Annotated in this window: 20 protein-coding genes; 9 read left to right on the top strand and 11 right to left on the bottom strand. The window is 67.6% G+C overall.

The annotated features are described in order from the left end of the window. Window positions 1-81: 81 nt before the first annotated feature. Window positions 82-486 carry a nitroreductase family deazaflavin-dependent oxidoreductase gene (locus ACGFNU_RS43545; RefSeq protein ID WP_392602530.1) on the bottom strand — a complete coding sequence of 135 codons (405 nt, stop codon included), beginning with the start codon at window positions 484-486 and terminating at the stop codon, window positions 82-84. A 97-nt stretch (window positions 487-583) separates the two neighbouring features. Here ACGFNU_RS43545 and paaI point away from each other — a divergent pair, with 97 nt between their 5' ends. Next, complete coding sequence (gene paaI, locus ACGFNU_RS43540; RefSeq protein ID WP_392602529.1) at window positions 584-1,018, top strand: hydroxyphenylacetyl-CoA thioesterase PaaI; 435 nt, start codon at window positions 584-586, stop codon at window positions 1,016-1,018. Between the two features lie 232 nt (window positions 1,019-1,250). Here the strand turns inward: paaI and ACGFNU_RS43535 are convergent, their stop codons facing one another. After that, the gene (locus tag ACGFNU_RS43535; RefSeq protein ID WP_392602747.1) at window positions 1,251-2,117 is read right to left on the bottom strand and encodes a helix-turn-helix domain-containing protein; all 867 of its coding nucleotides are present in this window, start codon (window positions 2,115-2,117) and stop codon (window positions 1,251-1,253) included. A gap of 493 nt (window positions 2,118-2,610) precedes the next feature. Between ACGFNU_RS43535 and ACGFNU_RS43530 the strand changes: the two genes are divergently transcribed. After that, window positions 2,611-3,048: a hypothetical protein gene (locus ACGFNU_RS43530; RefSeq protein WP_392602528.1), complete on the top strand. Its 438-nt coding sequence runs from the start codon at window positions 2,611-2,613 to the stop codon at window positions 3,046-3,048. 440 nt (window positions 3,049-3,488) lie between these two features. Here the strand turns inward: ACGFNU_RS43530 and ACGFNU_RS43525 are convergent, their stop codons facing one another. From ACGFNU_RS43525 to ACGFNU_RS43515, 3 genes are read right to left on the bottom strand one after another with little or no spacing between them, the layout of a single operon-like run. Further along, a complete protein-coding gene (locus ACGFNU_RS43525; protein ID WP_392602527.1) occupies window positions 3,489-4,268 on the bottom strand; it encodes an ABC transporter permease subunit in 780 nt (259 codons plus the stop codon). Beyond that, entirely contained in the window at window positions 4,268-5,032 is a 765-nt protein-coding gene (locus ACGFNU_RS43520) for an ABC transporter permease (protein WP_392602526.1), read from the bottom strand. The genes ACGFNU_RS43525 and ACGFNU_RS43520 overlap by 1 nt, the downstream gene beginning before the upstream one ends. After that, window positions 5,029-5,940, bottom strand: coding sequence for an ABC transporter ATP-binding protein (locus ACGFNU_RS43515; protein ID WP_392602525.1), 912 nt, complete (start codon window positions 5,938-5,940; stop codon window positions 5,029-5,031). The genes ACGFNU_RS43520 and ACGFNU_RS43515 overlap by 4 nt, the downstream gene beginning before the upstream one ends. A 167-nt stretch (window positions 5,941-6,107) precedes the next feature. On the opposite strand from ACGFNU_RS43515, the gene ACGFNU_RS43510 reads away from it, so the two are divergent. From ACGFNU_RS43510 to ACGFNU_RS43495, 4 genes are all read left to right on the top strand, one after another. Beyond that, window positions 6,108-8,129, top strand: a complete 2,022-nt coding sequence (locus tag ACGFNU_RS43510) for a histidine kinase (protein WP_392602524.1) — start codon at window positions 6,108-6,110, stop codon at window positions 8,127-8,129. A gap of 23 nt (window positions 8,130-8,152) precedes the next feature. Continuing rightward, window positions 8,153-8,824 (top strand): response regulator, encoded by a 672-nt coding sequence (locus ACGFNU_RS43505; RefSeq protein ID WP_392602746.1) that lies wholly within the window; start codon window positions 8,153-8,155, stop codon window positions 8,822-8,824. Window positions 8,825-9,348: 524 nt separating this feature from the next. Then, window positions 9,349-9,801 (top strand): hypothetical protein, encoded by a 453-nt coding sequence (locus tag ACGFNU_RS43500; protein ID WP_392602523.1) that lies wholly within the window; start codon window positions 9,349-9,351, stop codon window positions 9,799-9,801. A gap of 933 nt (window positions 9,802-10,734) precedes the next feature. Next, window positions 10,735-11,331, top strand: coding sequence for a DUF4291 domain-containing protein (locus ACGFNU_RS43495; RefSeq protein ID WP_392602522.1), 597 nt, complete (start codon window positions 10,735-10,737; stop codon window positions 11,329-11,331). Window positions 11,332-11,829: 498 nt separating this feature from the next. On the opposite strand, the gene ACGFNU_RS43490 is transcribed toward ACGFNU_RS43495, so the two are convergent. Continuing rightward, the gene (locus ACGFNU_RS43490) at window positions 11,830-12,516 is read right to left on the bottom strand and encodes a hypothetical protein (RefSeq protein ID WP_392602521.1); all 687 of its coding nucleotides are present in this window, start codon (window positions 12,514-12,516) and stop codon (window positions 11,830-11,832) included. Between the two features lie 792 nt (window positions 12,517-13,308). Here ACGFNU_RS43490 and ACGFNU_RS43485 point away from each other — a divergent pair. Beyond that, window positions 13,309-14,655 carry an MFS transporter gene (locus ACGFNU_RS43485; protein ID WP_392602520.1) on the top strand — a complete coding sequence of 449 codons (1,347 nt, stop codon included), beginning with the start codon at window positions 13,309-13,311 and terminating at the stop codon, window positions 14,653-14,655. A 103-nt stretch (window positions 14,656-14,758) separates the two neighbouring features. Here the strand turns inward: ACGFNU_RS43485 and ACGFNU_RS43480 are convergent, their stop codons facing one another. The 3 genes from ACGFNU_RS43480 to ACGFNU_RS43470 all read right to left on the bottom strand — a co-directional run bounded on the left by ACGFNU_RS43480 (window position 14,759) and on the right by ACGFNU_RS43470 (window position 18,771). Next, window positions 14,759-15,664 carry a hypothetical protein gene (locus ACGFNU_RS43480; RefSeq protein WP_392602519.1) on the bottom strand — a complete coding sequence of 302 codons (906 nt, stop codon included), beginning with the start codon at window positions 15,662-15,664 and terminating at the stop codon, window positions 14,759-14,761. Between the two features lie 449 nt (window positions 15,665-16,113). Then, window positions 16,114-17,337 (bottom strand): cytochrome P450, encoded by a 1,224-nt coding sequence (locus tag ACGFNU_RS43475; RefSeq protein ID WP_392602518.1) that lies wholly within the window; start codon window positions 17,335-17,337, stop codon window positions 16,114-16,116. Window positions 17,338-17,487: 150 nt separating this feature from the next. After that, window positions 17,488-18,771: a citrate synthase gene (locus tag ACGFNU_RS43470; protein WP_392602745.1), complete on the bottom strand. Its 1,284-nt coding sequence runs from the start codon at window positions 18,769-18,771 to the stop codon at window positions 17,488-17,490. 219 nt (window positions 18,772-18,990) lie between these two features. Between ACGFNU_RS43470 and ACGFNU_RS43465 the strand changes: the two genes are divergently transcribed. Next, entirely contained in the window at window positions 18,991-19,653 is a 663-nt protein-coding gene (locus tag ACGFNU_RS43465; RefSeq protein WP_392602517.1) for a hypothetical protein, read from the top strand. 7 nt (window positions 19,654-19,660) lie between these two features. On the opposite strand, the gene ACGFNU_RS43460 is transcribed toward ACGFNU_RS43465, so the two are convergent. Beyond that, window positions 19,661-20,602: an aldo/keto reductase gene (locus ACGFNU_RS43460; protein WP_392602516.1), complete on the bottom strand. Its 942-nt coding sequence runs from the start codon at window positions 20,600-20,602 to the stop codon at window positions 19,661-19,663. A gap of 119 nt (window positions 20,603-20,721) precedes the next feature. On the opposite strand from ACGFNU_RS43460, the gene ACGFNU_RS43455 reads away from it, so the two are divergent. Then, on the top strand, window positions 20,722-21,501 hold the full coding sequence (locus tag ACGFNU_RS43455) for a hypothetical protein (RefSeq protein ID WP_392602515.1): 780 nt from the start codon (window positions 20,722-20,724) through the stop codon (window positions 21,499-21,501). 407 nt (window positions 21,502-21,908) lie between these two features. Here the strand turns inward: ACGFNU_RS43455 and ACGFNU_RS43450 are convergent, their stop codons facing one another. After that, window positions 21,909-22,610 carry a hypothetical protein gene (locus tag ACGFNU_RS43450; protein WP_392602514.1) on the bottom strand — a complete coding sequence of 234 codons (702 nt, stop codon included), beginning with the start codon at window positions 22,608-22,610 and terminating at the stop codon, window positions 21,909-21,911. Window positions 22,611-23,808 lie beyond the last annotated feature (1,198 nt).

The following is a 23,808-nucleotide window of genomic DNA, read 5'->3' as shown; positions in this document are numbered from 1 at the left end:
CCCTTGCGGGCCTGGCGAAAGCGAACCATGCCGAGGACACTGCCGCACTGTCGAATATGCGTGCGGTGGCGTGTTCTTCGATCAGCTGGTGCGCTCGAGGATGACGACTGGAATCTCCCGGTCGGTCTTCTTTTGGTAGTTGTCGTAGTCGGGCCAGACGGCCGCCATCTTCTTCCAGAGCGCGGGCTTTTCCTCAGGCGTCGCCGCACGCGCCCGCGCGGTGAACGTGTCACCCTTCACCTGGACCTTCACCTCGGGGTCCGCCTGGATGTTCAGGTACCAGGCCGGTGGCTGGTCCGCGCCGCCGTTGGACGCCACGACGAGATGGTCGTCGCCGTTCTTCTGGTAGATCAGGGGCGTGGTGCGCTCCTCGCCACTGCGCCGCCCGGTGGTCGTGAGCAGGAGGGTCGTGGTGCCCTGCCAGTCGTGCCCCTCGGCGCCGTCGGTCTCCTGGTAACGCTTGACGTGCTCTTTTCCGAACAACATCGCTGAACTCCTCATTGCGTTCGGCACGGCTTCCATGCCGGAATACGGATGCGCGAAGGGTCCTTCCCACTTCGCCATTGATCAATACGCTGGGCGGATGAGCGACGCGGCGGAGGTGGCGCGGCGGTGCGCCGAGGCGATGTACGAACGCGACACCGCGGCACAACGGCTGGGCATCGAGATCGACGGCGTGGAGCCGGGCCGGGCACGCGCGCGCATGACGGTCACAGAGACGATGGTGAACGGTCACGGCGTCGTTCATGGCGGCTATCTCTTCCTGCTGGCCGACACCGCTTTCGCCTACGCGTGCAATACCTATGACGTGGTGACCGTGGCCGCTGCCGCGGACGTGGTCTTCGTGGCACCGGCGTATGGCGGCGACGTGCTGGAGGCCCACGCCGTCGAACGCACCCGCTTCGGCCGCAGCGGCATCTACGACGTGACCGTCCGCCGCCCCGCCGACGCCGCCGTCATCGCCGAATTCCGAGGCACCAGCCGCAGCCGCCCCACCCCGGTGATAACACCCCCCTGACAGCCCCAAGCCGCCCACCCAGCCCACCAGCCCCCAGGCCACACGAGCCACCGCCTGATCGAACACCAGCCCGCGCGAGTCACCGCCCCTGTGAACCCCATCTGGGCGATCAGATAGAGAGCCCCGCACGCGTGAACTACCGGACACACGAAACCATCAGGCGTATTGCTGGACGCGTGCGGTGGCTGGGAAGGCGGTGGCCCTGAGCGGCTTCGGGTAGCGGGCCGGCGCGTCAGGTTTGGGCGAGGATGTCCGTGAGGATGCTCACGGTGTCGTCGGGCCGGACGGCCGTGATGCAGGTGTTGTTCATGGCCTTCATGTAGAGGTCGACGTCGGCCGGTTTGTCCAGGTAGAGCGCGCTGGTGAGCTGCTCCAGGTAGACGACGTCGGACAGGCCGGGCTCGGCGAACCGCAGGATGGTGAAGGGGCCGCCGGCGGCCGCGTGGCCCCCGGCGCCGAACGGGACCACCTGAAGTGTCACGTTGGGCAGCTCGGCCATCGAGACCAGGTGCTCGATCTGGGCGCGCATCACGTCGCTGCCGCCGAGGGGCCGGCGCAGCACGGCCTCGTCGAGGACGGCCCAGAGCATCGGGGCGCCGGGCGAGGTGAAGCGTTCCTGGCGGGTCATCCGGACCCGGACGCGACGCTCGACGTCGTCGTCGGAGGCCTCGGGGAAGCCCAGCCGCACGACCGCGCGGGCGTAGTCGGCGGTCTGCAGCAGACCGGGCACGAACTGGACCTCGTAGGTGCGGATGAGGGAGGCGGCCTCTTCCAGGCCGAGGTAGACCTCGAACCAGCTGGGGAGGATGTCGCCGTAGCGGTGCCACCAGCCGGGCGTGTTGGCCTCGCGGGCGAGGTCCAGGAGCGAGGTGCGCTCCGCCGGGTCGTCGACCCCGTACAGGGTCAGGAGATCGGCGATGTCGCGTTCCTTGAAGCCGACCCTGCCCAGTTCCATCCGGCTGATCTTGGAGTGCGAGCCGCGGATCTCGTAGCCGGCCTGTTCGGTGGAGATGCCACGCGACTCACGCAGTCTGCGAAGCTGCGAGCCCAGGAGGATGCGCAGTACGGTCGGGCCGCCACGACGTGGATAGTCGATCAATTGACCGGTCTCGATGTCGCCCTCGGCCTGAGGGGGGTTGGCAGCTGCGTCCTGGGGCAAAGGGTCACCCAGCCAGTCGACGGGCCCGCACAAGCGGAGGAACGGCCCCATCGTAGAGGATCAGAACCTGTTTTTGGGAAGAATGAAAAAATTGCTCTCGGCGCCTTCATGCATCCGTGGTATGGGCCTTGTCGGGCCGTTATGGGCCGCAGGCTCGAACGACCGGGTGGTCACATTTCCGGAGCCGATGACCACGCAACCGTACGCCTAATCTGCGCGTTGCGGCAGTACGCGGCCCGGATCTCTCCGCATTGAGAACGCTCCGTCGCTCTTTGGAGTCATTGGCGCCTTGGCCTCCTCCGATAGCCACTGCTCGCGACCGGACTCGCGCATGCCGGAGGCGCCAACCCCTGTGCGGACGGGGTTCACGCGCTGTGAGGCATCCGGTCGGATGATCTACCGCTAGGACGTCCGCGCCCTCTCCCATCAGGTGATGAAGCTCTCGTCCGGCCGTGTGAACGTTGGGAATCGCTGCGAAGTCTTAATCATTGGGACCGGTGTGCCGCACGTGGCGCGCGGTCCGTTCAAGATGACCACCGCGTATCAAGGGGAAATCATGCACTCGAACATCGGTGAGCTCCCCGAGGTCCGTTTTCTGACTTCGGGTGACGTATCCGATGCGGATCGTGAGGCCGCCACTGATGCCGTCCAGGCGGCGCTGTCCGAGGCCCCAGAAGTGGTCACGGCGATTCAGGTGACCTTGAGCGTCGTCGACGACCCGTCCCTGCCTCGCCCGGCCCTGGCCCAAGCCGTCGTCGACGTGAACGGCCGGCGCCTGCGCGCCCAGGCCGCCGCACCGGACCTGTCCGAATCCATCCAGCTCCTACGAGACCGTCTAGCCCTGCGCGCCGCCTACCTACGCGCAGGCTGACCCACGCGGCCCAGCGCGTCCGAGCAACGGCACGTCCCACACCGGCCACCATGCCTACGGAACCACCACGTCCCGGACGAGCCGGCTTGCCCCACCCCGAACGGCGCGCCTCGTCGTGAGGCGCGCCGTTCACGGTGCGCGGTCCGCAGGTTTGCAAGGCGTGCGGTCCGCGGGTTTGCAAGGCGTGTGGTCCGCGGGTTTGCAAGGCGTGCGGTCCGCAGGGGTTGCGAGGTGCGCGGCCCGCAGGGTTGTGAGGTGCGTGGTCCGCAGGGTTGCGAGGTGCGCGGCCCACAGCTTTGCAAGACGTGCGGCCCGCAGGGGCTGCGAGGTGCGCGGCCCACAGGGTTACGAGGCGTGCGGCCCGCAGGGGCTGCGAGGTGCGCGGCCTGCGGGATTGTGAGGCGTGCGGTCTGCGGAGAAGGTTGTCGGCGTCTCGTTTTCTAGGCGTCGCGGCGGTTGAGCAGGAAGGCGGCGGCTGCGAGCGGGATCGCCGCGTACGCGAGTAGAACGAGCAGCGCGACGGGCGGCGGCAGGATCGAGCCGTAGATCGAGTTCTCGTTGTCGCCGCCGATCACCTGGTCCGGCAGGCCGCCCAGCATGAACGAGCCCAGCCGTTCGTTCCACGGCGCGGGGACGTTCGCGATGATGATCGGGACCACGTACCAGAGCGCGAAGACCGAGGCGATCGCTCCGGCCGTCGACCGCAGGATCACGGCGAGGCCGAGGCCGAGGAGCGCGTAGACGGTCACCGCCGCGCCTCGCGAGACCAGCTCGGGGAGTTCGGCGACCACGCCGGTCGGCTGGCCCCTGATCGGCCGATCGCCAATGATCAGCTTGACTGTGAAGAACGTCACAAAGGTGACGGCGAGCCCCGCCAGCAGGGCGACCCCTCCGATCACACCGGCCTTCGCGAAGAGCAGCAGGCTCCGCCGGGGGACGACGGTCAGCGTCGTGCGGATCATCCCCGTCCGGTATTCGCCGGTCACGGCGAGGACGCCGAGGATCGCCAGGCAGAGTCCGGTGACGTCGGCGTTCAGCGTGGCCAGGGACGAGAGGGCGAAGTGAGCTCGATCCTCGACGGTGAGGCTGTCCCACATGTTCGCCGAGTAGAACGCGAGGGCCGCCCCCATGACCACGAATCCGACCGGGACCACGAGGGTGAAGTACGTGGAACGTGCTGTCCGCAGCTTGAGCCACTCCGCCGCGAAGACGTCCTTCATCACGAATCCCTCCGTACGAGAACGACGAGCCCGGCGGCCAAAGCGATCACCGCGTACGCCAGCAGCACCACCAGCGCGGGCACGGGTCCCAGGACCGCATCGTCGATATTGCCCGCGATCTGCTTGGTCAGGTTGGACGGCAGAATCGCGGCGAAGCGCTCGTTCCAAGGTGACGGCAGGAGCTGCGCCAGGCCTGGCAGGACGAAGATGAGCACGCAGAGACTCGTCACGGCCCCCGCGGTGGAGCGCATCGCGGTGCCGAGGCCGAGCCCGACCAGCGCGATCACGACTGCCGAGAGTGCCAGGCTGAGCAGCCACGGCAGCTCGTCCGACACGGGTGTGCGGAAGTCGGCGATCGCCCTGTCGCCGACGATGAGGCGGCCGAGCGCGAACGCGACGCCGAGGCTGAGGAGCCCGGTCGTCGAAGCCACCGCGCCGACGGCGACCGCCTTGCCTGCGAAGAGAACGCCACGCCGCGGCACGGCCGCCAGGCTGGACCGGATCAGGCCCGTCGCGTACTCGGACGTGATGGCGAGAACGCCGAGCACCGCCATGCAGAGCGGCAGGGTGAGCACCAGGGGATATTCCGCAGGCGCCGCCTGGAGTTCGCCCTGCCGCTGAGGCGACAACCCGTCCCAGTAGTTCGCGATGTAGAACGACCAGACCGCGCACAGTACGACGAAGCCCGCGACTGTCGCGAGCACCCATTGCGTAGAACGCGCCGACCGGAGCTTGAGCCATTCAGCGAAAAGTACGTCGGTCATAGGGAAGCGCCCTTCGCGTGATACTCGACGCTGCCGGAGGTCAGTTCCATATACGCCTCTTCCAGCGTGGCGGTGTGCGGGGTGACCTCGTACAGCGGGATTCCACGCTCAGCGGCCAGGTCGCCGATCTCGTCCACCGCGAGGCCCTGCACAGAGAGGGCGCCGGAGGCGGCAAGGTCCACGGTCGCCCCGGCGGCCGCGAGCGCCGCGGTGAGGTCCGCCGCCCTTGGCGAACGTACGGTCACGCCTCGGCGGAAGCGGTCGGCGAGCTCGCGGACGGAGGTGTCGGCGATGAGGCGCCCCCGGCCGACGATGACCAGGCGGTCGGCGGTGAGCTCCATCTCGCTCATCAGATGGCTGGAGATCAGCACGGTGCGGCCTTCGGCGGCCAGGGACCGCATCAGCTCGCGGATCCAGCGGACCCCGTCCGGATCCAGGCCGTTCACCGGCTCGTCGAACATCAGCACGCCCGGATCACCGAGAAGCGCCGCCGCGATTCCCAGACGCTGCTTCATCCCCAGCGAGAAGCCCCCGGCCTGCTTGCGGGCGACACCGGCCAGGCCCACCTGCTCCAGCACCTCCGCCACCCGGCGCGTGCCGATCCGGTTGCTCCGCGCCAGGCACCTGAGATGGTCGAACGCGGATCTTCCGCCGTGCAGGGCGTTCGCGTCCAGCAACGCGCCCACCTCGTGCATGGGACGCCGCAGCGTGGCATAGCGCTCTCCGTTGATCAGCACCTTGCCCGACGAGGCGGCGTCGAGGCCCAGCAGGATCCGCATCGTGGTGGATTTGCCCGCGCCGTTCGGCCCGAGGAAGCCCGTCACGGACCCCGGTTTGACCTGGAAGGAAAGCCCGTCGACCGCCAGGGTCCGGCCGTAGCGCTTGGTCAGCTCGTGTACTTCGATCACGCGTTCAACCGTGGTGTACGGGGCGTCCCGGCACATCGGAGCCGGGGCGGGAACGAGCGTTCGGCCCTTGGTCGGAGGTGGCGGCAGCCGGCACGGGCGGCTCAGACCCAGGTATGACGTCCCCCGGCTGGAGGCGGCTCCGGACCTGGGCGGATACCGTCGGATCCGTGGACGAACCCGAGTTGCGCTCCTTCGTCGTGCGCCGCCTCGACCGGCGGCGGCTGATGGGGCTGGACGCCATGGCGGCGCTGGCGTACACGTTCGTGCTGATGGGCTTCACCGCCCGGAAGGGCCCGGCCGCCTTGCCGCTGCCGTTGGAGTGCCTGATCGTCGCTTTGAGCGGGCTGCCGCTGGCCGTCCGGCGGCTCTGGCCCGCGCCGGTCTTCGGCGTGACGCTCACGATGTCGGTGCTGTCGATCGTCCTGGGCATGCCCGGCGGCTGGTTCTTGGCACCGGCCTTCGCGCTCTACCTGGTGGCCCTCACCCAGCCGCGCCGCCGCTGGATACCGACCTCGACGATCGGTGTGCTGAGCGTCGTGTTCCTGGTGTTCGGAGCGTCGTTCGGGCCCCGTGGCTGGACCGCCGAGCTCTTCGGCACCGCGATCATGGCTTTCGCCGCCCTGGGCGGCGCCTGGACGCTCGGCCGCGCACTCCGCGAGCGCCGGGCCTACGCGCGACACTCGGCCGCCCAGCTGGCCGATCGCGCCGTGACCGACGAACGCATCCGCATCGCGCGCGAACTTCACGACGTCGTCGCGCACAGCATGAGCCTCATCGTGGTCAAGGCCGGCGTGGCCAACCACGTGGCAGAGGCGCGCCCAGAAGAGGCCCGCGATGCCCTCCGCGTCATCGAGGCCACCGGCCGGACGGCCCTCACCGAAATGCGCCAGCTCCTGGGCGTCCTCCGTACCGGCACGGACTACGGCTTCCCCCAAGCCGGAGCACCCGCCCACCCCCCACTCACCCCCGCGTCCCCACCCCCCACCCGGAACCAGACAAGACCGACCAACCGCAACCCCCCCACGCCCAACCGCAAGAAACCCACGCCCCCAGCCGACCACGAGAGCCCCCCACCCCCCACAACCGACCGCAAGAAACCCGCAACCCCAGCAGCCAACCGCGAGGGCGCCCCGCCCCCCACGACCGACCGCACGCAATCCGCAACCCCGGCGGCCGACCGCGAGGGGCTCGCGCCTTCCGCGACCGACGGCCCGGGTCCCACGCTCGGACCAGCCGATGGAGAGGACCCCGAGCGTTCGGCAGCTGACAGTCAGGGCCCCGCGGCTTCGGTAGCCGACCGTGAGCGATCAGTGTCCACTCCGTCCGGTAGTGAGGGGCCCGCGTTCCCCGCGGCAGACGGCGAGGGCCCTGCGGCTTCGGTAGCCGACCGTGAGCGATCAGCGTCTCTGGCGTCTCCCCGTGAGGAAGCCGCCACCCCTGCAGCCGACCGCAATAAGCCCGCGACCTCGGTGGCCGACCAGAGAGCCGCGTTCCTTACGGCCGACGGCCAGGAGCCCGCGTCCCGTACGACCGATCGTGAGGGAGCTGCCACCCCCGCAGGCGACCGCAATAAGGCCGCGGCGCCCGCAGCCGGATCCAATCCAGGCATTGGCGCCAAAGCCAGGCGCGGCAGGAGACGCGCTCCGAAGCGCGATGAATCCTCGACACAAAACTTGGCCACGCCTGAGCCAGGAATCCTGCGGCCGCCACGGTCTGCTGACACAAGCCCATTCCAAGCAGGCTTGGCCGGACCGAGTTCTGAGTTTTGGCAGGACGTGCCGCTGGCCCCAGCGCCTGGCCTCGCCGCACTGCCGGGCCTCGTGGATCGTGCGGCCATGGCCGGCGTACGGGTCGAGCTCGATCTCCACGCCCAAGCACTTCCCGAAGGAGTGGCGCTTTCGGTGTATCGCATCGTTCAAGAGGCGCTGACGAACGTCGTGAAGCATGCTGCCCCGGCGCGCTGCCAGGTCTCCGTGTGGGCGGACGAGCACGAGGTATGGATCACGGTGACCGACGACGGCCCTGGGACGCGCGTCCTGCCCGGAGGCCCCAGACCGGGGGAGGGGCATGGTCTGATCGGCATGCGCGAACGAGTGATGATGTACGGCGGCGACTTCAGCGCAGGGCCGCGTCCCGGAGGCGGCTTTGCGGTGTCGGCCCGCCTGCCGTATGAGCCCACGACGAGGTGAGCGTGACCGAGCCACCAATGCGGATGAGCGGGGACCCGGTACGCGTTCTGGTCGCCGACGATCAGGCACTGTTGCGCGGGAGTTTCCGCATCCTCGTCGACACCGCTCCCGGGCTTGAGGTCGTGGGCGAGGCCGGGACCGGCGCCGAGGCTTGTGAGCTCGCCGCCAAGGAATTCCCGGACGTGGTCCTGATGGACGTCCGGATGCCGGAGATGGACGGAATCGAGGCCACCCGCCGCATCTGCGGATCTCCCGAGACCGCTGACGTCCGCGTTCTCATCCTCACCACGTTCGACTTGGACGCTTACGTCTACTCGGCGTTGCGCGCGGGTGCGAGCGGCTTTCTCCTCAAGGACACACCGCCCGCAGACCTCCTGACCGCCATCCGCGTGGTCGCCGCCGGTGAGGCCCTGCTCGCCCCCACCGTCACCAGACGGCTGATCGCCGAGTTCGCCCGCCGTCCTGAGCCTTCCCAGCAGTTCGCCCGCGAGCTCGACGGGGTGACCGAACGTGAACGCGAAGTGCTCACGCTCATCGCACGTGGCCTCTCCAACGCAGAACTCGCAGAGCATCTGCAACTGAGCCTGGCCACAGTGAAAACCCACATCGGGCACCTGCTCGCCAAGCTCCGGGCCCGTGACCGGGCTCAGCTCGTCATCATCGCCTATGAAACAGGCCTCGTCCGTCCCCGCTAATCGCCCAAGCGCCGAGCGAACACCTTCACCGTCGAACGCCTCGGCAGCGTTTGTCGCCGCCCCGGGCTCTGGACCGAACCGCCGAATCCGCCGCAGTGCGGGCGGCTAGACCTGCCAGCCACGAATGAATGTAACGCCGGTCATCGCTGGACCTTGCCAGCCACCCGCGGGACTGGCTGAACACCATCGGACCATGCCGGTCGCTGCCAGACCGGCGTCGAACGCGACTTACCGGTCGGCGAGGCCTTGGCGGTCCTGCGCAGGCATCGGACAGAACCACCTGGCGTGAACGCCAATACGCCATGCCCGTTCCACCTTGCACAGCGCCGCCGGGAGACGCGGTGTGGTGCATGCCAGGAAACGGAGCGTGGCGGACGCAGGGAGATGATAGCGGCCAGTTGGAATTTCCCACCGGCGGCCAGATGGCGGGGACCTATCTGGCCGCCGTCTGTCACTCTGTGTAGATCGGACTCGGCATGCATCTTGAGGACTTTTGTTGGGATTGCAGGCGCTAGTCTGCCGAGGTGGCTGAGACCTGGGACGAGGATCGACTGATCGCCGATGGCTTTGGGCGCGTGGTTGTCGAGCTGGATTGGTATGACGGCCCGCGCGCGGGTCTTGCTGAGGTCGACGGCAGGGCGCACTACTTCGAAAGCCGTAATTACGTCGACCTGGTCGAGGAAGCCGAGTACTACCTGTGGCCCGCAAGCGATGACGCCGTGACGATGGAACGCGAGCAGTGGGCGATCTACGTGGAGTGGAACCGGCGCTATGAGGCCGGGGAGGCAGGGACGGAGAGCCATCCAGGGAATGGAGGGGTCGACATGCGGTATGACGAACTGACCTCGTTGCTCACGCCGCACCGTCGGGTGCCGACCGACGCTCGGCGGCTCGGGGCCGAGTGGCGGTTCGGCCCGGGTGCCCGCTACCAGGCTGAGGGGACCGTCACTTGGGTCCGGTGGAAGGCGAGCGGGTAGGTCGGCCACGAACGTGACACGTCCCTTCCGGCGGTCACGGCCGACCCCGTCAGGCACCTTGAAGGCAGTCACGCAGAGTGCTCGACTAACTGGCAGTACGTGGGGATTCTGCTCTGGCCGCTGTCAGGGAGACGTGGCGTGGTGCAAGCAGAGAGCCGAAGCGTGGTGGCCGTGGCGGCCGCGGGGAGACGTGGCATGACGCCTGCAGAGAGGTACCGCGCGCGTGCATGCGGGACGTGCGACGCGGTGTGGCGCACATGAGGAGGGGTGGTGCAAGCAGAGAGACGCGGCGTGGTGCATGCAGAGAGTCGAAGCGTTGCGCATTTCGGGAAGGCATCGCGCGACGCAGATGAGGATGGGGCGTGACGTCATGCGGCGAGGTGCGGCGCAGAGTGCGCGGGATGTGCGGTGCGGCGCGTCTGGGGCTGGGCATGGCGCGTTCAGAGGAGTCGCGGTGTGGCGGCCGATGTGATGAGCCCGTCGGCCCGGCGCGGCATCAGCGGGTGACCATGTGAGATGGCCATCGCCTGCGCGTGATCGCACATGTCCTGCTCCCTGCACCGGCGGCGGAGCGCATGCGGGGAACGGGGTAGTGCGCATGCGGTGATCCATGGGCGCGGTGCGTCGGAGAGGTGCCGCGCTGCGCGCGTGGGAGACGCGGTGTCGTGCCATGCGGGGGTGCGTTGCGTGCGGCGTGGCGTATCCGGAGCCAGACGGGGCGCGGCGCATTCAGCGGAGGCGCGGGGTGTGGCGGACGTGGTGGCCGACAGGATGAGCACATCTGCCGCGCGACATCAGCCTGTGACGGCATGCATTGGCCATCGCTTCTCGTGAACCCGCCCCTCCTGGATCGGTGGCGTTGGCGAAAACCTGTTGATCAATCCCTGGACGGGACGGCAGCGTGGTGTGCCTGAACTGGGAGATGAGCTGCCGATGGGAACGCACGAGATCCGCGCCACGTACGATCGCGACACGATCACGGTCTACCAGGCATATCGCCCCGAGATCGCTGATCCAGCGGTCGAGCAGGGCCGGTTCGTGTCGCCGTTCTCCCGTGGCCGCATGACGTGGATCAAGCCATCGTTCCTGTGGCTGATGGCCCGCAGCAACTGGGCCCGTAAGCCGGGCCAGGAGAGAGTCCTGGCGGTACGGATCAGCCGTTCCGGCTTCGAAGAAGCGCTTGGCCATGCCGTGCCCACGCATCCTGACCGGCGGATCTTCCGCAGCAGTGATGAATGGCGTACCCGGTTCGCGGAGTCGATCGTCCACGTGCAGTGGGACCCGGAGCGGAGCCTGCGCGGCGCGACGCTGGATGCACGGAGCATCCAGATCGGGCTCAGCCGCCATGTGATGGATCAGTACGTGGACGACTGGATCGTCTCGATCGAAGATCGGACACCGTTGGTCCGCAAGATCCATCGTCTCCTTCAGGACGGGAAAGCTACTAAAGCCAAGGACTTCCTCCCGAAGGAACGCGTCTATCCTCTGCCTCTCGCACTCGCTAGCAGAATCGGAGCCGATCTCCCGTAGAGAACGAGGCGCATTGCTGCTGTGCGGCCATCGCAGACGCAGACGACTCGGGAAGACCAGGTGACGTACCGGTAGGAGCCAGCAAACGGAGAGCTCACGGCGGCTGCTATGAACTTGTGATCCTCGTTCGGCGGTCAGGTTTGGCCTCCATGCTCGACGTCGGCACAGCTACGGCCCCTCATGAACTGGTACTCGGGTCTGAGGGTTGCCGTGCAGGTAGACGGTTGCGGGATGTCGTCGTCCTGGCCAGTCCGTTGACCGATGAGCAGCTCCCAGGTGTTGCGGCATCCAATTTGCCTAGGCAACCTGCCGATCCCTGCGGCCACCTCTGCTGGCAGGCGCGGCAGCCGTTGGTCTCGGCGTGGGCACCGCCCGCGCCTGGGTCTTCGTCCGGGCCTGCGGCCGCGTCGGCGCCCGCGTTCGGGGCGACGCCGCCTGCGTCGCTCTTCCCGGCCGCGCCGCATCGGTCAATCGGATGCCGCATCACCTGGGAGTTGCTCATCGAGTCAACGGGCCATCAGCGACAACGTCGGTTGGCAGGCGCAGAACGAGCCGGCGGCCGAAGCCTCCGCGTTCTTCAGCCTTGGCAGCGCGTTGGCGTTCGAGCTCGGCGGGGTTGATACCGTGCGTCGCCGCCAGGGCATGGATCACCTCCAGAAGATCGGCTAGCTCGGCCGGATTCCCGCTCGCCACGTACTCTCCGGCCTCCTCATAGAGCTTCACGCGCAGCAACGACTCGTACTCGCCATCTTGCGCCGTTCGTGAGCGAGCGGCCGTGCCGCCGGTGCCGTCGATGATCTCGGGAATGCGGTCGCGCACCAGTTTCTCCCGCTTGGTGGCACCTGACCTGGAGCGATGAAGTGTCGCACCACCCCGTCGGTCGAGGGACTGCACCCACTTGACCGCCACGGCTGCGGTCTGGATCAGCTCGGTACGCAGCCGCTCAGGATCGGTTTCGGCCAGTGCCTCATAGAACTCCTCCGTGAGAATGTGCCGCCAAGTCAACTCCCCTCGAGACCAAGCCGCAGCGACGTCCCGCTTGGCTTCGTCCGCCCGTTCGCCATATTCAGGCGCGCTGCCATCAGGGAACTCCTGTACACCCCAAAGGCGATCCTGAGCATCGCGTTCGGCAGCGACATCGGCCAGCACCGCCTGCAACGAGCCTGCTACGTCCTCGGTGTTCATGACAGTCGAACCTAGCCGCGCTCCACTCGCACCATGCCGAAGACCGCCAACGCCTTCTTGCGCAGCGAACGTTCGCAACGAACTTCGAGCTCATGCTGAACCCCGAGCCCACAGCGAGCTCCGAGCGCCCACCAAACCCCGAACTCACTGGACCCCGAACTCACTGCACCTCGAACTCACTGTGAGCTCCCCCCGTAGCGCGGCCACCTACGGTGAGCTGGGTCAGCCAGCGGTCGGTGAGGTAGGGTACTGGACCTCGACGTCACTGAACGCCGAGATCACTGGTTCCCGAGCTCACACTGAACCCCTGAGGACACAGCGAATCTCGAGCGCACAGCGAATTTCTAGCGCATGCGGGGCTGGGACGCTGGGTCTTCGCTCCGGACCAGCCTGGTGCTCCTTCCTGCGGTGGTCAGCAGGCTTGTCGAGCCGGATCTGGGCTGCTTTGAACGCGCCTCGCAGGGACTGGTTGCGGCACGATCGTCGTGCAGGCCTGCCGAGCACATAGTGCCCGGTCGCCACTCGTGGACGGCGAGTCGTAGGGCCGAGCCCTTCGCGGGTCTCGCCGAACACTCCGCTTAGGAAGTGCTTCGGTTTGGTTAGTCGTTCCCCCGGGACGGCGGGGAAGGGCATGGATCGGTGGAGCTCGGCGGCTCCAGCCTTCACGGGCTGGTGGGTGGGCAGAGGCCTCGGATTCAGCGGGACATGCTGGGACTGGTCGCGTCCGGCATGCTTGCTGAACGGGGGAGCGGGTCTCTTCCGTGTCAGGGGTGAACTGGGTTCTAATGGCGCATGCCACTGCCCCGCTCTTTGCGCATCGGTTACGGCCTTGGTTCGTTGTGCGCTGGGACCTTTAATACCGTCCCGGGTCTTCTGCTTCTCTATTACATGACGAATGTGCTGGACGTTCCGGCGGCCATGGCGGGCCTGGCGGTCTTTCTGCCCAAGGCTTGGGACCTGCTGGTCAACCCATACGTGGGCCGTCTGTCCGACCGGTCGATGTCGAGGCGTCCGTGGTTGCTCGCGGGGGCGATCGTATTGCCGCCGATGTTCGTGCTGACGTTCGCCGGTACGTCGCTGAGAGGCGTTCCGGCCGCGTTGTACGTGGGCGGGTGCTTCTTTCTCGCCGCGACGGCGTTCGCGTTGTTCGAAGTTCCGTACAAGGCGATGCCTGCGGAGATGACCGATGATTACCATGAGCAAAGCGGACTCCTCACGTGGCGGATGGTCTTTCTCGGCGTGGCGACGCTCCTCTCGGGAGGTCTCTCGCCCGCGCTGGTCAACTCCGAGGGCGGCGAGGCCTCGATGGGCGGCTACAGGCTCATGGGCTTGGTCATCGGGGCGGTCCTGCTGGCGGCAATGATCGCCACGTATGCCGGGACGGCTCGGGCGCCGCGTATCGTCCGGGCCGAGCCTGAACACAGCACCGCGCGGCGGCAGTTGCGTGCCGCCCGTGCCAACCTCCCGTTCATGTCGCTGCTCGGGCTGAGCGCCGCGCAGATGCTCGCCGTGGGGATCATGCTGTCCGGGGCGCCGTACTTCGCCTCGTACGTCCTTGACGACACCGGCGCGATCACCACGCTGTTCCTGGCCTTCATCTGTCCGATGCTGATCACCATGCCGGCGTGGGTGCGGTTCTCGCGGCGGTACGACAAGCGCGGCGGGATGCTCGTCTCCAGTGGACTCTTCCTGGTCGGTGGCGTGGCGCAGTCGTTCACGCCAATCTTCGGCGCGGTGCACGCGCATCTGTGCGCGATCGTGATCGGCGTCGGGTTCGCGGGCTTCCAACTGATGCAGTTGTCGATGCTGGCCGACACCCTCGTGTACGACGAACTGAAGTCGGGAAGCAGGCGGGCGGGAACGTTCACGGGTCTCTGGACCGCCACCGAGACCGTGATGATGGCACTCGGCGCACTGCTGCTGGGCTGGTTGCTCGCCGCCGCCGGGTTCGTTTCGTCCGAACCCGACGAGCCGGTCGCCCAACCTGATAGCGCTGTCGACGCCATCCTCTACGGCGGTGCTCTCGCACCCGCGTTGCTGATGACCATCGCCATCGCCTTGACTTTGCGGTACGACCTCACGGCCGATCGTCTGAAGAAGCTCCGTTCCGACGCCGGTGCCGTTCCTGGCCCGGTTTGAACGGCTGGCCTCCTGATCATGCGGCCCGCTCGCGTCAGGATGAGCGGGCCGCTGACCGAAATGCTTCCTGCCTCCTTGGGCTTTGAGCTGAGTTGAGCTGCTTTCAGGAGGGCACCGGGTCGGTTATGCAGCCGAGGAGTTCGTACATGACGGGTGGAAGCTCGTCCCAGAGCCACTCGTTCAAGGTGCCCTGGAACGTAGGTGGCGGGCCGACGCCGAGGAGGCGGGGACCGAGCGAGGTAAGCCGAACGGGCAGTGGACCATCAGTCCAGAGAGACTCTTTGACTCCCCAGAACGCGGCTAGGTCATCGCTCGCCAGTGGCAGAAAGGGGGAGAGGATCTGCTGGCCCGGGAGCTGAGCGATCGGCATCAAGCGTTGAGCCGTCGTGCGCATGATGTTGAGCGCGGCCAGGTCGTGGGGGCATGCGACTCCCGACATCTGCAACTCCGGCAGCCCGAAGCGGCGCAGGCCTCGGGTGGTGAACTCGACGCAGGAACACCCGTTGATGGAGTCGTCGCCGTTTGAGCAATGGCCCTCCTCTGGCGGGAGTGAGACGCCGAGCCAGTCGTCCGCCAGGGCGAAATGGGGCTTTTCGCCCGGAGTCTGCGGGAGGATCTGGGCGGTGTGGAGATCGACGACCACACCCGCCACGGCGCCGGCGAGCGCGCGGGCCACGGCGCGGGCGACCTGGGCGCCGAACGGCTGGTCGGAGACCGGAAGCAGCGCCGTGACGCCGATATGGTGGACGGCCTTGCGGACTCGCGCCTCGCTTTCGGTGTCGGCCTCCTCTGCGGCCGTCGCGGCGGCCAGATCCCAGGGCGACCCGTCCGCCGGATAGCTCGTGACCGCGAGCCGGGAGGTGCCGAGCCGCTCGGAGACGGCGGCGGCGAACGGCTCGGCGAGCCGGTGGCGCATGGCGAGCCGGGCGTCTCCGGGCTCGCGTTCGGTGGCGACCACGAAGCATGTGGTGGTCTTCGCGGGCACGGTGATGGAGATCGTGTCGGGCATGACCTGGCCTCCTCGGCCTCGGCGGACTGGTGCGGCGACATCCAGCCTCGGTCCGGGTCGTGCGGGACGGAAGTGGAACGAGATTCTGTGGATAACGTTCCCGCTGGCTCGCTTGCTCCTGTGGCCAGGCCAAACGCGCTCATGCGCTTTGCTGGCCGCCCTGGATGCCCGAGTCTGGCCCGTTCTTGAGGCTTGACTGATCAGCGATTCGTCTTCGGACGGGGCTGCGTCTACCTGAAGGTTGCCGAGGGTTTCCAGGCTTTCGAATCAGTGCGTGCAGGTGGTGTGGGGCAGGTCGGCGTACGGTCTCGCGGTGCCGCGCTGCCAGTTACTGGATCTTGCGGAGGTCTAGTTGCGGGCTGCTTGTGGGCGGCCTTGGAAGGGATTCGAAGGCGTTGAGAGTGGGTTTCCGGCGGGCGACCCAGTGTTTACGCCGGTGTCGGCCGGATTCAGAACGCGCAGGGAAGGGACTTCACACCGTTGATGAAGCTGGCGCGTTGGCGCACCGGCTCGGCGGTGGCGTGGATGTCGGGCAGGCGCGTGAAGAGCTCTCGCAGAAGGACGGTCACCTCTCGGCGCGCGAGATGGGCTCCCAGGCAAAAGTGCGGCCCCGGTGCTCCAAAGCCGACGTGCGGGTTGGGGGAGCGGGTGATGTCGAACGTGTGCGGCTCCTTGAAGACGCTCTCATCACGGTTGGCCGAGTTGTAGTAGAGGATGACCCGGTCGCCCGTCCGGTACGTGTGGCCGTTCAGGGTGTAGTTCCGGGTGAGTGTCCTGCGCATCCAGGTGACGGGCGTCGCGTACCGTACGACCTCTTCGACTGCGCCCGGCAGGCATTTCTCCAGGTCCGCCAAGAGCAGCGACCGCTGGCCGGGGTTGGCGGTGAAGAGGGCAATGCCGTGCGACAGGGCGTTGCGCGTGGTCTCGTTGCCCGCCACCACCAGGAGACTGAAGAACCGCCGTAGTTCTGCCTCGGTGAGTGCCTCGCCGTCCACGTTGGCATGGAGCAGGGCGGTGACCAGGTCGTCGGCAGGCTTCTCGCGGCGCAACCGTCCCAGATCGGTCATCAGCTCGTCCAGGATGCTGAACTTCTCACCGAGGACCTCTTCGCGGCTCTTGCCGTCAGAGGAGACGTGATCGGGGTCGCCGATGGCGAGGATCGCGTTCGTCGCGTCGATGACGTCGTCGTACGCGGACGCCGGGATGCCCATGAGGGCGCAGATGATCTGCAGCGGCATCGGCGTCGCCACGTGGGTCACGAAGTCGCATGGGCCACGTTCGGCCAGATCGTCGACGATGCGGGCGGCGAGGGCGGACACGTCGTCCGCGAACTTCTGGATCATGCGCGGGGTGAACGAGCGGGACACGATGCGCCGCAGGCGGGCGTGCCGCGGGTCGTCCAGGCTGATCATGGATCCCGAGTACTCGCGGATCGACGGCGGCGGGTCCACGAGGCTGACCGCGGTCGGCTCCGAGCTGAACACGTCCGGATGGCGACTGGCCTCGGCGACCTGCTCATATCGCGTCAGCGCGTAGAACCCGGGCCCGTCCTGCCGCGGGCAGAAGACCGGGTCCTCTGCCGTGCGGAGAGCCGCGAACAGCGCGTCGCGATCCTCCTGCGGTTTGGCCCAGAAGTCGAGGTCGCTCAGGTTCGGTTCGACAATGGAAGGCATTGTCCGGAGCCTTTCGCAGGGGGCAGCCGCCGCCCACAGGCTAACCCGGCATGTTCCGCCAACGGATCAGGGCCGGTTCTCCAAGGCAATGCCCTGGAAACCCGGCCCTGATCGAAGAGACAGCCGCACCGCGCGTTGCGGCGCAAGCGGTCAGCGAGACTTGATGTCCGCGTACTGACGCTGGGTCTCGCCCACGTAGACCTGGCGCGGACGGCCGATCTTCGTGGCCGGGTCGCTCATCATCTCGCGCCACTGCGCGATCCACCCGGGGAGCCGGCCGAGCGCGAACAGCACTGTGAACGCGTTGGTCGGGAAGCCCATCGCCTTATAGATGACGCCGGTGTAGAAGTCGACGTTCGGGTAGAGCTTGCGCTCGACGAAGTAGTCGTCGCTGAGCGCCACCTCTTCCAGCCGCATGGCGAGGTCCAGCAGCGGGTCGGGCTTGCCGAGCAGGTCGAGGGCCTTGCGAGTGGCCTTCTTCACCACGGCGGCGCGCGGGTCGTAGTTCTTGTAGACCCGGTGCCCGAAGCCCATCAGCTTGACGCCGGGCTCCTTGTTCTTGACGCGGCGTACGAACGACTCGACGTCGTCGCCGTCGGTGTGGATCTGCTCCAGCATCTCCAGGACGGCCTGGTTGGCGCCGCCGTGCAGCGGGCCGAACAGTGCGTCCACACCCGCCGAGATGGAGGAGAACAGGTTGGCGTGGCTGGACCCGACGAGCCGCACGGTCGAGGTGGAGCAGTTCTGCTCGTGGTCGGCGTGCAGGACGAAGAGCATGTCCAGGATCCGCACGATCTCAGGGTCGACCTCGTACTGCTCGGTCGGCAGGCCGAACGTCATGCGGAGGAAGTTCTCGACGTAGCCGAGGGAGTTGTCCGGGTAGAGCAGAGGCTGGCCGATCGAGGTCTTGTACGCGTACGCCGCGATCGTCGGCAGCTTGGCGATGAGCCGGATGCTGGACCGTTCGACCTGCTCGGCGTCGAACGGGTCCAGGCTGTCCTGGTAGAAGGTCGACAGCGCGCTCACGGCGGACGACAGCACCGCCATCGGGTGCGCCCTGCGCGGGAAGGCCGAGAAGAACGCCCGGAACTTCTCGTCCAGCAGCGTGTGACGCCGGACGTTGTCGGTGAACTCCTCCAGTTCGGCCGAGGTGGGCAGCTCACCGTTGATGAGCAGGTAGGCCACCTCCAGGAAGGAGGACTTCTCGGCCAGCTCGTCGATCGGGTAGCCGCGGTAACGCAGGATCCCCGCGTCGCCGTCGATGTAAGTGATCGCCGACGTCGTGGACGCCGTGTTGGTGAAGCCCGGGTCAAGCGTCACATGACCGGTCTCTTTCAGCAGGGCGCCGACTCCCAGGCCGGATGGGCCCTCCGTAGCGTCTGTCACCTCGAGGGGCAGCCGACCGCCCGCATGCTTGAGCTCGAAATCCGACATGTGCTCGCTCGCTCCCAACTCCGTCCACACCTGCGTAGACATTCCGCCCTTCATCGTATCCAAGTGATCATATGAGTTTGATCCGGCCTATGCCGGGACGCCCGGACCGCCGAATAACGCGAAGAACCTGCCTTCGCACAGATGATCGCTCTGACAGCCGCCGCGAACTGGCGTTGGGCCCCTGTTGACCTTGTCCGCGCGGGATGCTCACCTGAAGGCATGACCGAAGCCCCCGCTACCGAACTGGTCGCCCGCTCGCGCGCGGAGATCGCGGCGGCTGCCAGCGAAAACCGCTTCCTGACGCTGCTGGAGGCCGGTGCGGTGCCCCGTGAACGGCTCGCTTGGCTCGCCGGGGAGGAGTACCGGATCGTCGGCAGTGACCGGCGCAGCTTTTCCCTATTGGCTTCGCGCTATCCAGAGCCTCCTGCCGGCGGGCTCTTTCTGGCTCTCGCCCAAGGTGAAGGCGAGGCTCTGGCTTTGCTCCTGGACTTTGCTGGGGCGCTCGGAATTAGTGAGAAAGATCTCAGCGCCTACGAGCCGAAACCACTGGCTCAGGCTTATCCGGCCTACCTTGCCCAGCGCGCGATGTTCGGCACGGCTTCGGAAGTGGCTCTGGCCATGCTCGCCAACTTGGAGGAGTGGGGAGCCTACTGCGCGCGCACCGCCGAGGCGTTGCGCAGCCGCTACGGGATGGACGAGGGAGCAGTGGGCTTCTTCCGCTTCTTCGCGGAGCCGCCACCGGGCTTCGCTGACCATGCCACGGAAGTGGTCGCCGTCGGCCTGGCCTCCGGGGACTCCCCGGAAGAAGCCGCTCGAGCCGCCCGCATGCTGCATGCGTACGAGTCCCACTTCTGGAATGCCCTAGCCGAAGACCTCACCTGAGGGTCTCTCACATCCAGGGCAGGGCCGAGCGTTCAGCCCAGTAGCGTTCCGGCTCCGTGGCCAGGGTGGCCAACTCGTTCAACTGCTCTTCGCCGAGCGACAAAGAGAGCGCAGCGACGTTGGAGCGCAACTGGCCCGAGCTGGCGGCGCCCAACAGGACCTTGTCCGCCCAAGCCTGGCTCAGGGCTGCGGCAAGGGCCACGGCATCCGCGCCGACTTCGTGCCGGTCGGCCATCTTCCTGATCTCCTCTGGCGGTTGCACGGCGAGCCTGCCGTTCGCCAGCGGTTCCTTCACCATCACCAGAGCTCCGGCCTCATCGTGCGCTTGACGCAGTGCCTCGCCCGCAGACGGCTCCAGGACGTTCCAGGTCGATTGGACGGCGGTGAAGACCCGGTGCCCGTCCACTTCAAGCTCGAACGCCTTCAGTACCGTGTCGGCTTGGCGGGGCCCGGACGTGGAGAACCCCACCCGCACGCCGTCCGCGGCCAGCCCGGCGAGTGCCGCTTGCAACGGATGGTCTCCGAACAACGGGCTGTCAGCGGTCAGTGAATGGACCTGGTAGACAGCGAGGTGTTCGCCCAGAATCCGCCGGGTCTCGCCGTACTGGGTCTCGAAGCGCTCCAGGCTGTGCTCTTTCACCTCGTGGACCGGAGCGTCCATGCGCCAGTCTCCGACGTACGTGTAGCCCCACTTGCTGGAGACGGTGACGTCCTCATGCCCGCGTTCCGCGAGCCATTCGCCCAGGAACTCCTCGGCCCGTCCGTACGACCGAGCCGTGTCGACCCACCGGATCTGATCTGCGTACGCCGCGTCCAGCACGTCCCAGGTGGATTGGCGCATGGCGTCCACGGTTCGTTCGGCGGGCAGGTCGGCCGTGCGCCCCAGATTGATGTACGCGGGGCGGCCGATCGCCGCAAGTCCGACCGCCAGCCGTTCGATGTCGTTCATGCCCCCAGCCTGGCATGCCGCCGGTCGAGGGCGGGTTATCCACAGAACGTGATTCCACTATTGCGACTACTCGGGGTGAGCGATCCTGTGTTTCGAGTCAACACGAAAAGGAGCAGGACATGCCCACCGAGATCATCCGCGCCGGCCGGAGCGAGTACGGCATCCCGCAGTTCGCCACCGCGCTCGGCATCGCCTCCTGGCAGCTTCGGCTGGCGAGGGAGCACGGCATCATCCCCGAACCCGACATCGACGGCCGCGCCTGGTCCACCGGGCAGGTCGCGAAGGCCGCCGAGCAGACAGACCGGATCCGGGCCACCTTTGGCGAAGACCCGCCGGTCGGAGCCGTCAACGCCGCGGCGCGCCTGGCCGAACGGATGTCCCTCGACGTCAGCCGCGCCGACATCGAGATCCTGGTCGCCCGCGGTGAGCTCACCGTGATCGGCCGATACCGGACCTACCCCATCTATCTCCTGCGCGACCTCGACGCGCTCGACGCCCGCACCGTGGCGGAGGTCGTCGCCGCCCGCAAGGGCCCCCTGTCCGACAGCGTCGACGCCAAGGGCGCGGCAGCGATCCTCGGCTGGCCCAAGGACCTGTTCAGCCGCGTCGCCACAGAACGGGCGCTCACCACCGACCAACTGGGCCGCTTCTCACTCTCCGACGTGCGCGCGGTGGCGTCCGACGAAGACCTCACGGAACGAGCCCGCGACGAGCAACGCCGCCTGGCCCAGGCCAAGGCCCTCCGCGCCGAGACCCAGATCGAGGATTCCCTCCGCAGTTGGCTCCTCCGCTGCATGGCCTACGTCGACCGGACCGTCGACGACCCACCCGACTCATACGCGGCCGGCCGCAGCCTTCGAGCCTTGATCACAGCCAGAGCCACCCACCAAGCCGCCTGACAGGCGCCCAGGCCATACCCAGGCCATCACCCACGTCGCCACGTTCTCCAAGACGTCCAACTGAGGTTCAGCCGGGGCACCGCTGTGGCTCAGTCCGCGCGACGCATCACGGCTTGGTGACGGAAAAGCTTGGCGGCATCGTCCACCATGCGCGTGGACGTCCTGCTCACGCGTTCGGGGAAACCGACCGATGCCCTGCCGGCCCTCGGCCAGGCCTGATGTTCCGCACAGGCGGTGGGTCAGTCTGGGATCCCGACACTGCGATCTGCTCCCAACCTCGTCACCGCCCCCGTATTCGCCCCCTGCTGTCGGCGCCTCAAGAGACTTGAGCGCTGCGGGCCAGCCCCACCCTTCATCGACGGGCGGCACCGGCACTCACCGGTCTAGGTGTGCGGATCTGCTGGGGGTTAGCGGCGGGAGGATCGGCGGGCGTAGGTGGGTTTCGTGGGGCGTTGGGCGTCGATTGCCGCGTGGAGGCGATCGCGGGCCTCTCTTCGCGACATGGCGGGAAGGCGGCGGGGGAGGCAGCCGGTGAAGTCGGGAGGGAGGACCACCGAGCCGTCTTCGTTCACCGTGGCCTGCTCTGCCGGCCACTCGCCCAGGAGAACGGCTGAGACGCCACCGGGGTATTGGGTGACCAGCCTGCGGATTCGTTCGGCCTCGTCCTCGCAATCTGCGACCAGGAGGAGGCGGCGTGGGGAGCCTTCCGTGCCCTGGCGGATGGCGAGTTCGGTCTCGAGATAGGCCAGGGCGGCGTCTAGGTTGCCAGGGATGAAGAGGTCGGTGGCGCTTTCGTCCAGCAGTTCGTCTTCGGAGAGCCCGAAGAGCGAGATCGCGTCGGAACGAGGAATCACCAGGAGGGCGTTGTCGTGCTCCTCCAGCGCGGCCAGCGCGAGTACCCGTGCGGTGTCGGACGCCCCTCCGCCACGCAGGCCGAGTGCGGAGACGGTGAACGGATCGATCGTCGGGCGGTAACTGAAGTAGACCGTTCTTTCGTCCTCTGCAAGCGGAGGAGCGAAGAGCGCGGCGCAGGCGAACGCGTAGATCCTGCGGCGGAAGGGGTAGCCCGCCACGACCATGGCAGCGAGCAGGGGGCCAAGCAGCAGCAACGGTTCCATCGAATGTGCCGGCGACCTATCGCTTTCAGCTTGCGTTCTCGCCGGCGGAGCCGATGGAGAAACAGGGACAGTGGGCAGGGCGCTCGGAGCGCGGGACGGGGAGGGGCGTGGGCTTGGGCGGACGCGAGCCGGGGCGAGTCTCGGTGAGGGTGCCGGGGGGTCGTTCGTTCGTCTGGCGCGATTGCGGTCGAACCGCCTAGCCCGTGGTGAGCTGGACATCGAGAGCCACACTTCTCGGCAGACCTGCCCGGTGTACCAGTCACCCCAGTACTCGGCCTCGCGACAGATCTCTGGGACGGGAGGCTTGAGGAGTCTCCACGCTTTCGGCGATGCCCGCCTGCTCAGCGGAGGCCGCGCTGCCTTCCGCGACATCTCGCCGGCTCCGTCCGTTGCTGAACGGGATGTGTTCGAGGCTTGCGCGGGCGACGGTATGCCGAGGAAGGCGGCGCCCATCACCGCCGCACACCCGAGCAACCCGCACGCGCAGCGGACAGCCGCGGCGAACCTGGGATCTGCCGAACGGTTCATCTTCGCCCCGGGGGAGTCGCAGTGGTCACCGTCAAGGTGCCGATCGTAGTGAAGTCGGCTACGCAGCGTTGATGAATGGTCACAGTCGACTCGGCTCGACAGCACATTCGCCCTGATCCGGTGGCTTACGCCCAAGATCGCCATTTTGCGAGAAAGTCGCTGGCCTACGAGAGGGACGGGACATCAACCGCCGGGACTTGACCTCTGCGGGTGATAACTACGGTTGATCTGGCCGTGCTGCACCCGACGGCTGTGGTCTGCCGTTGGGCGAGCGCCTGTCCTCCGTGTGCTCCCGTGCCCCGAAGGTTTTGGGATCATCCCCGCGCCCGCGCCCGTGCCTGCGCCAGCGCCTGCGCCGCGTCCGTGCCCGCGCCTGTGCCCGTGCTTGCGCCAGCGCCCGTGCCCGTGCCCGTGCCCGTGCCTGCGCCGTGTCCGTGCCGGTGCCCGTGCTCGTGCCGGTGCCCGTGCTCGTGCCTGCGCCCGTGCTCGTGCCTGCGCCTGCGCCGCGCCAGCGTCCGTGCCGGTGCCGGTGCCGGTGCTCGTGCCGTGCCCGTGCCTGCGCCTGCGTCCGTGCCTCCGCCGCGTCCGTGTCCGCGTCCGTGCCCGCGCCGGTGACGGTGACGGTGCTCGAGCCCGTGCCTGCGCCTGCGCCTGCGCCCGT

It is taken from the genome of Spirillospora sp. NPDC048911 (assembly GCF_043198015.1).
Lineage (GTDB): Bacteria > Actinomycetota > Actinomycetes > Streptosporangiales > Streptosporangiaceae > Spirillospora.
This window is presented reverse-complemented; position numbering and strand designations above follow the sequence as displayed.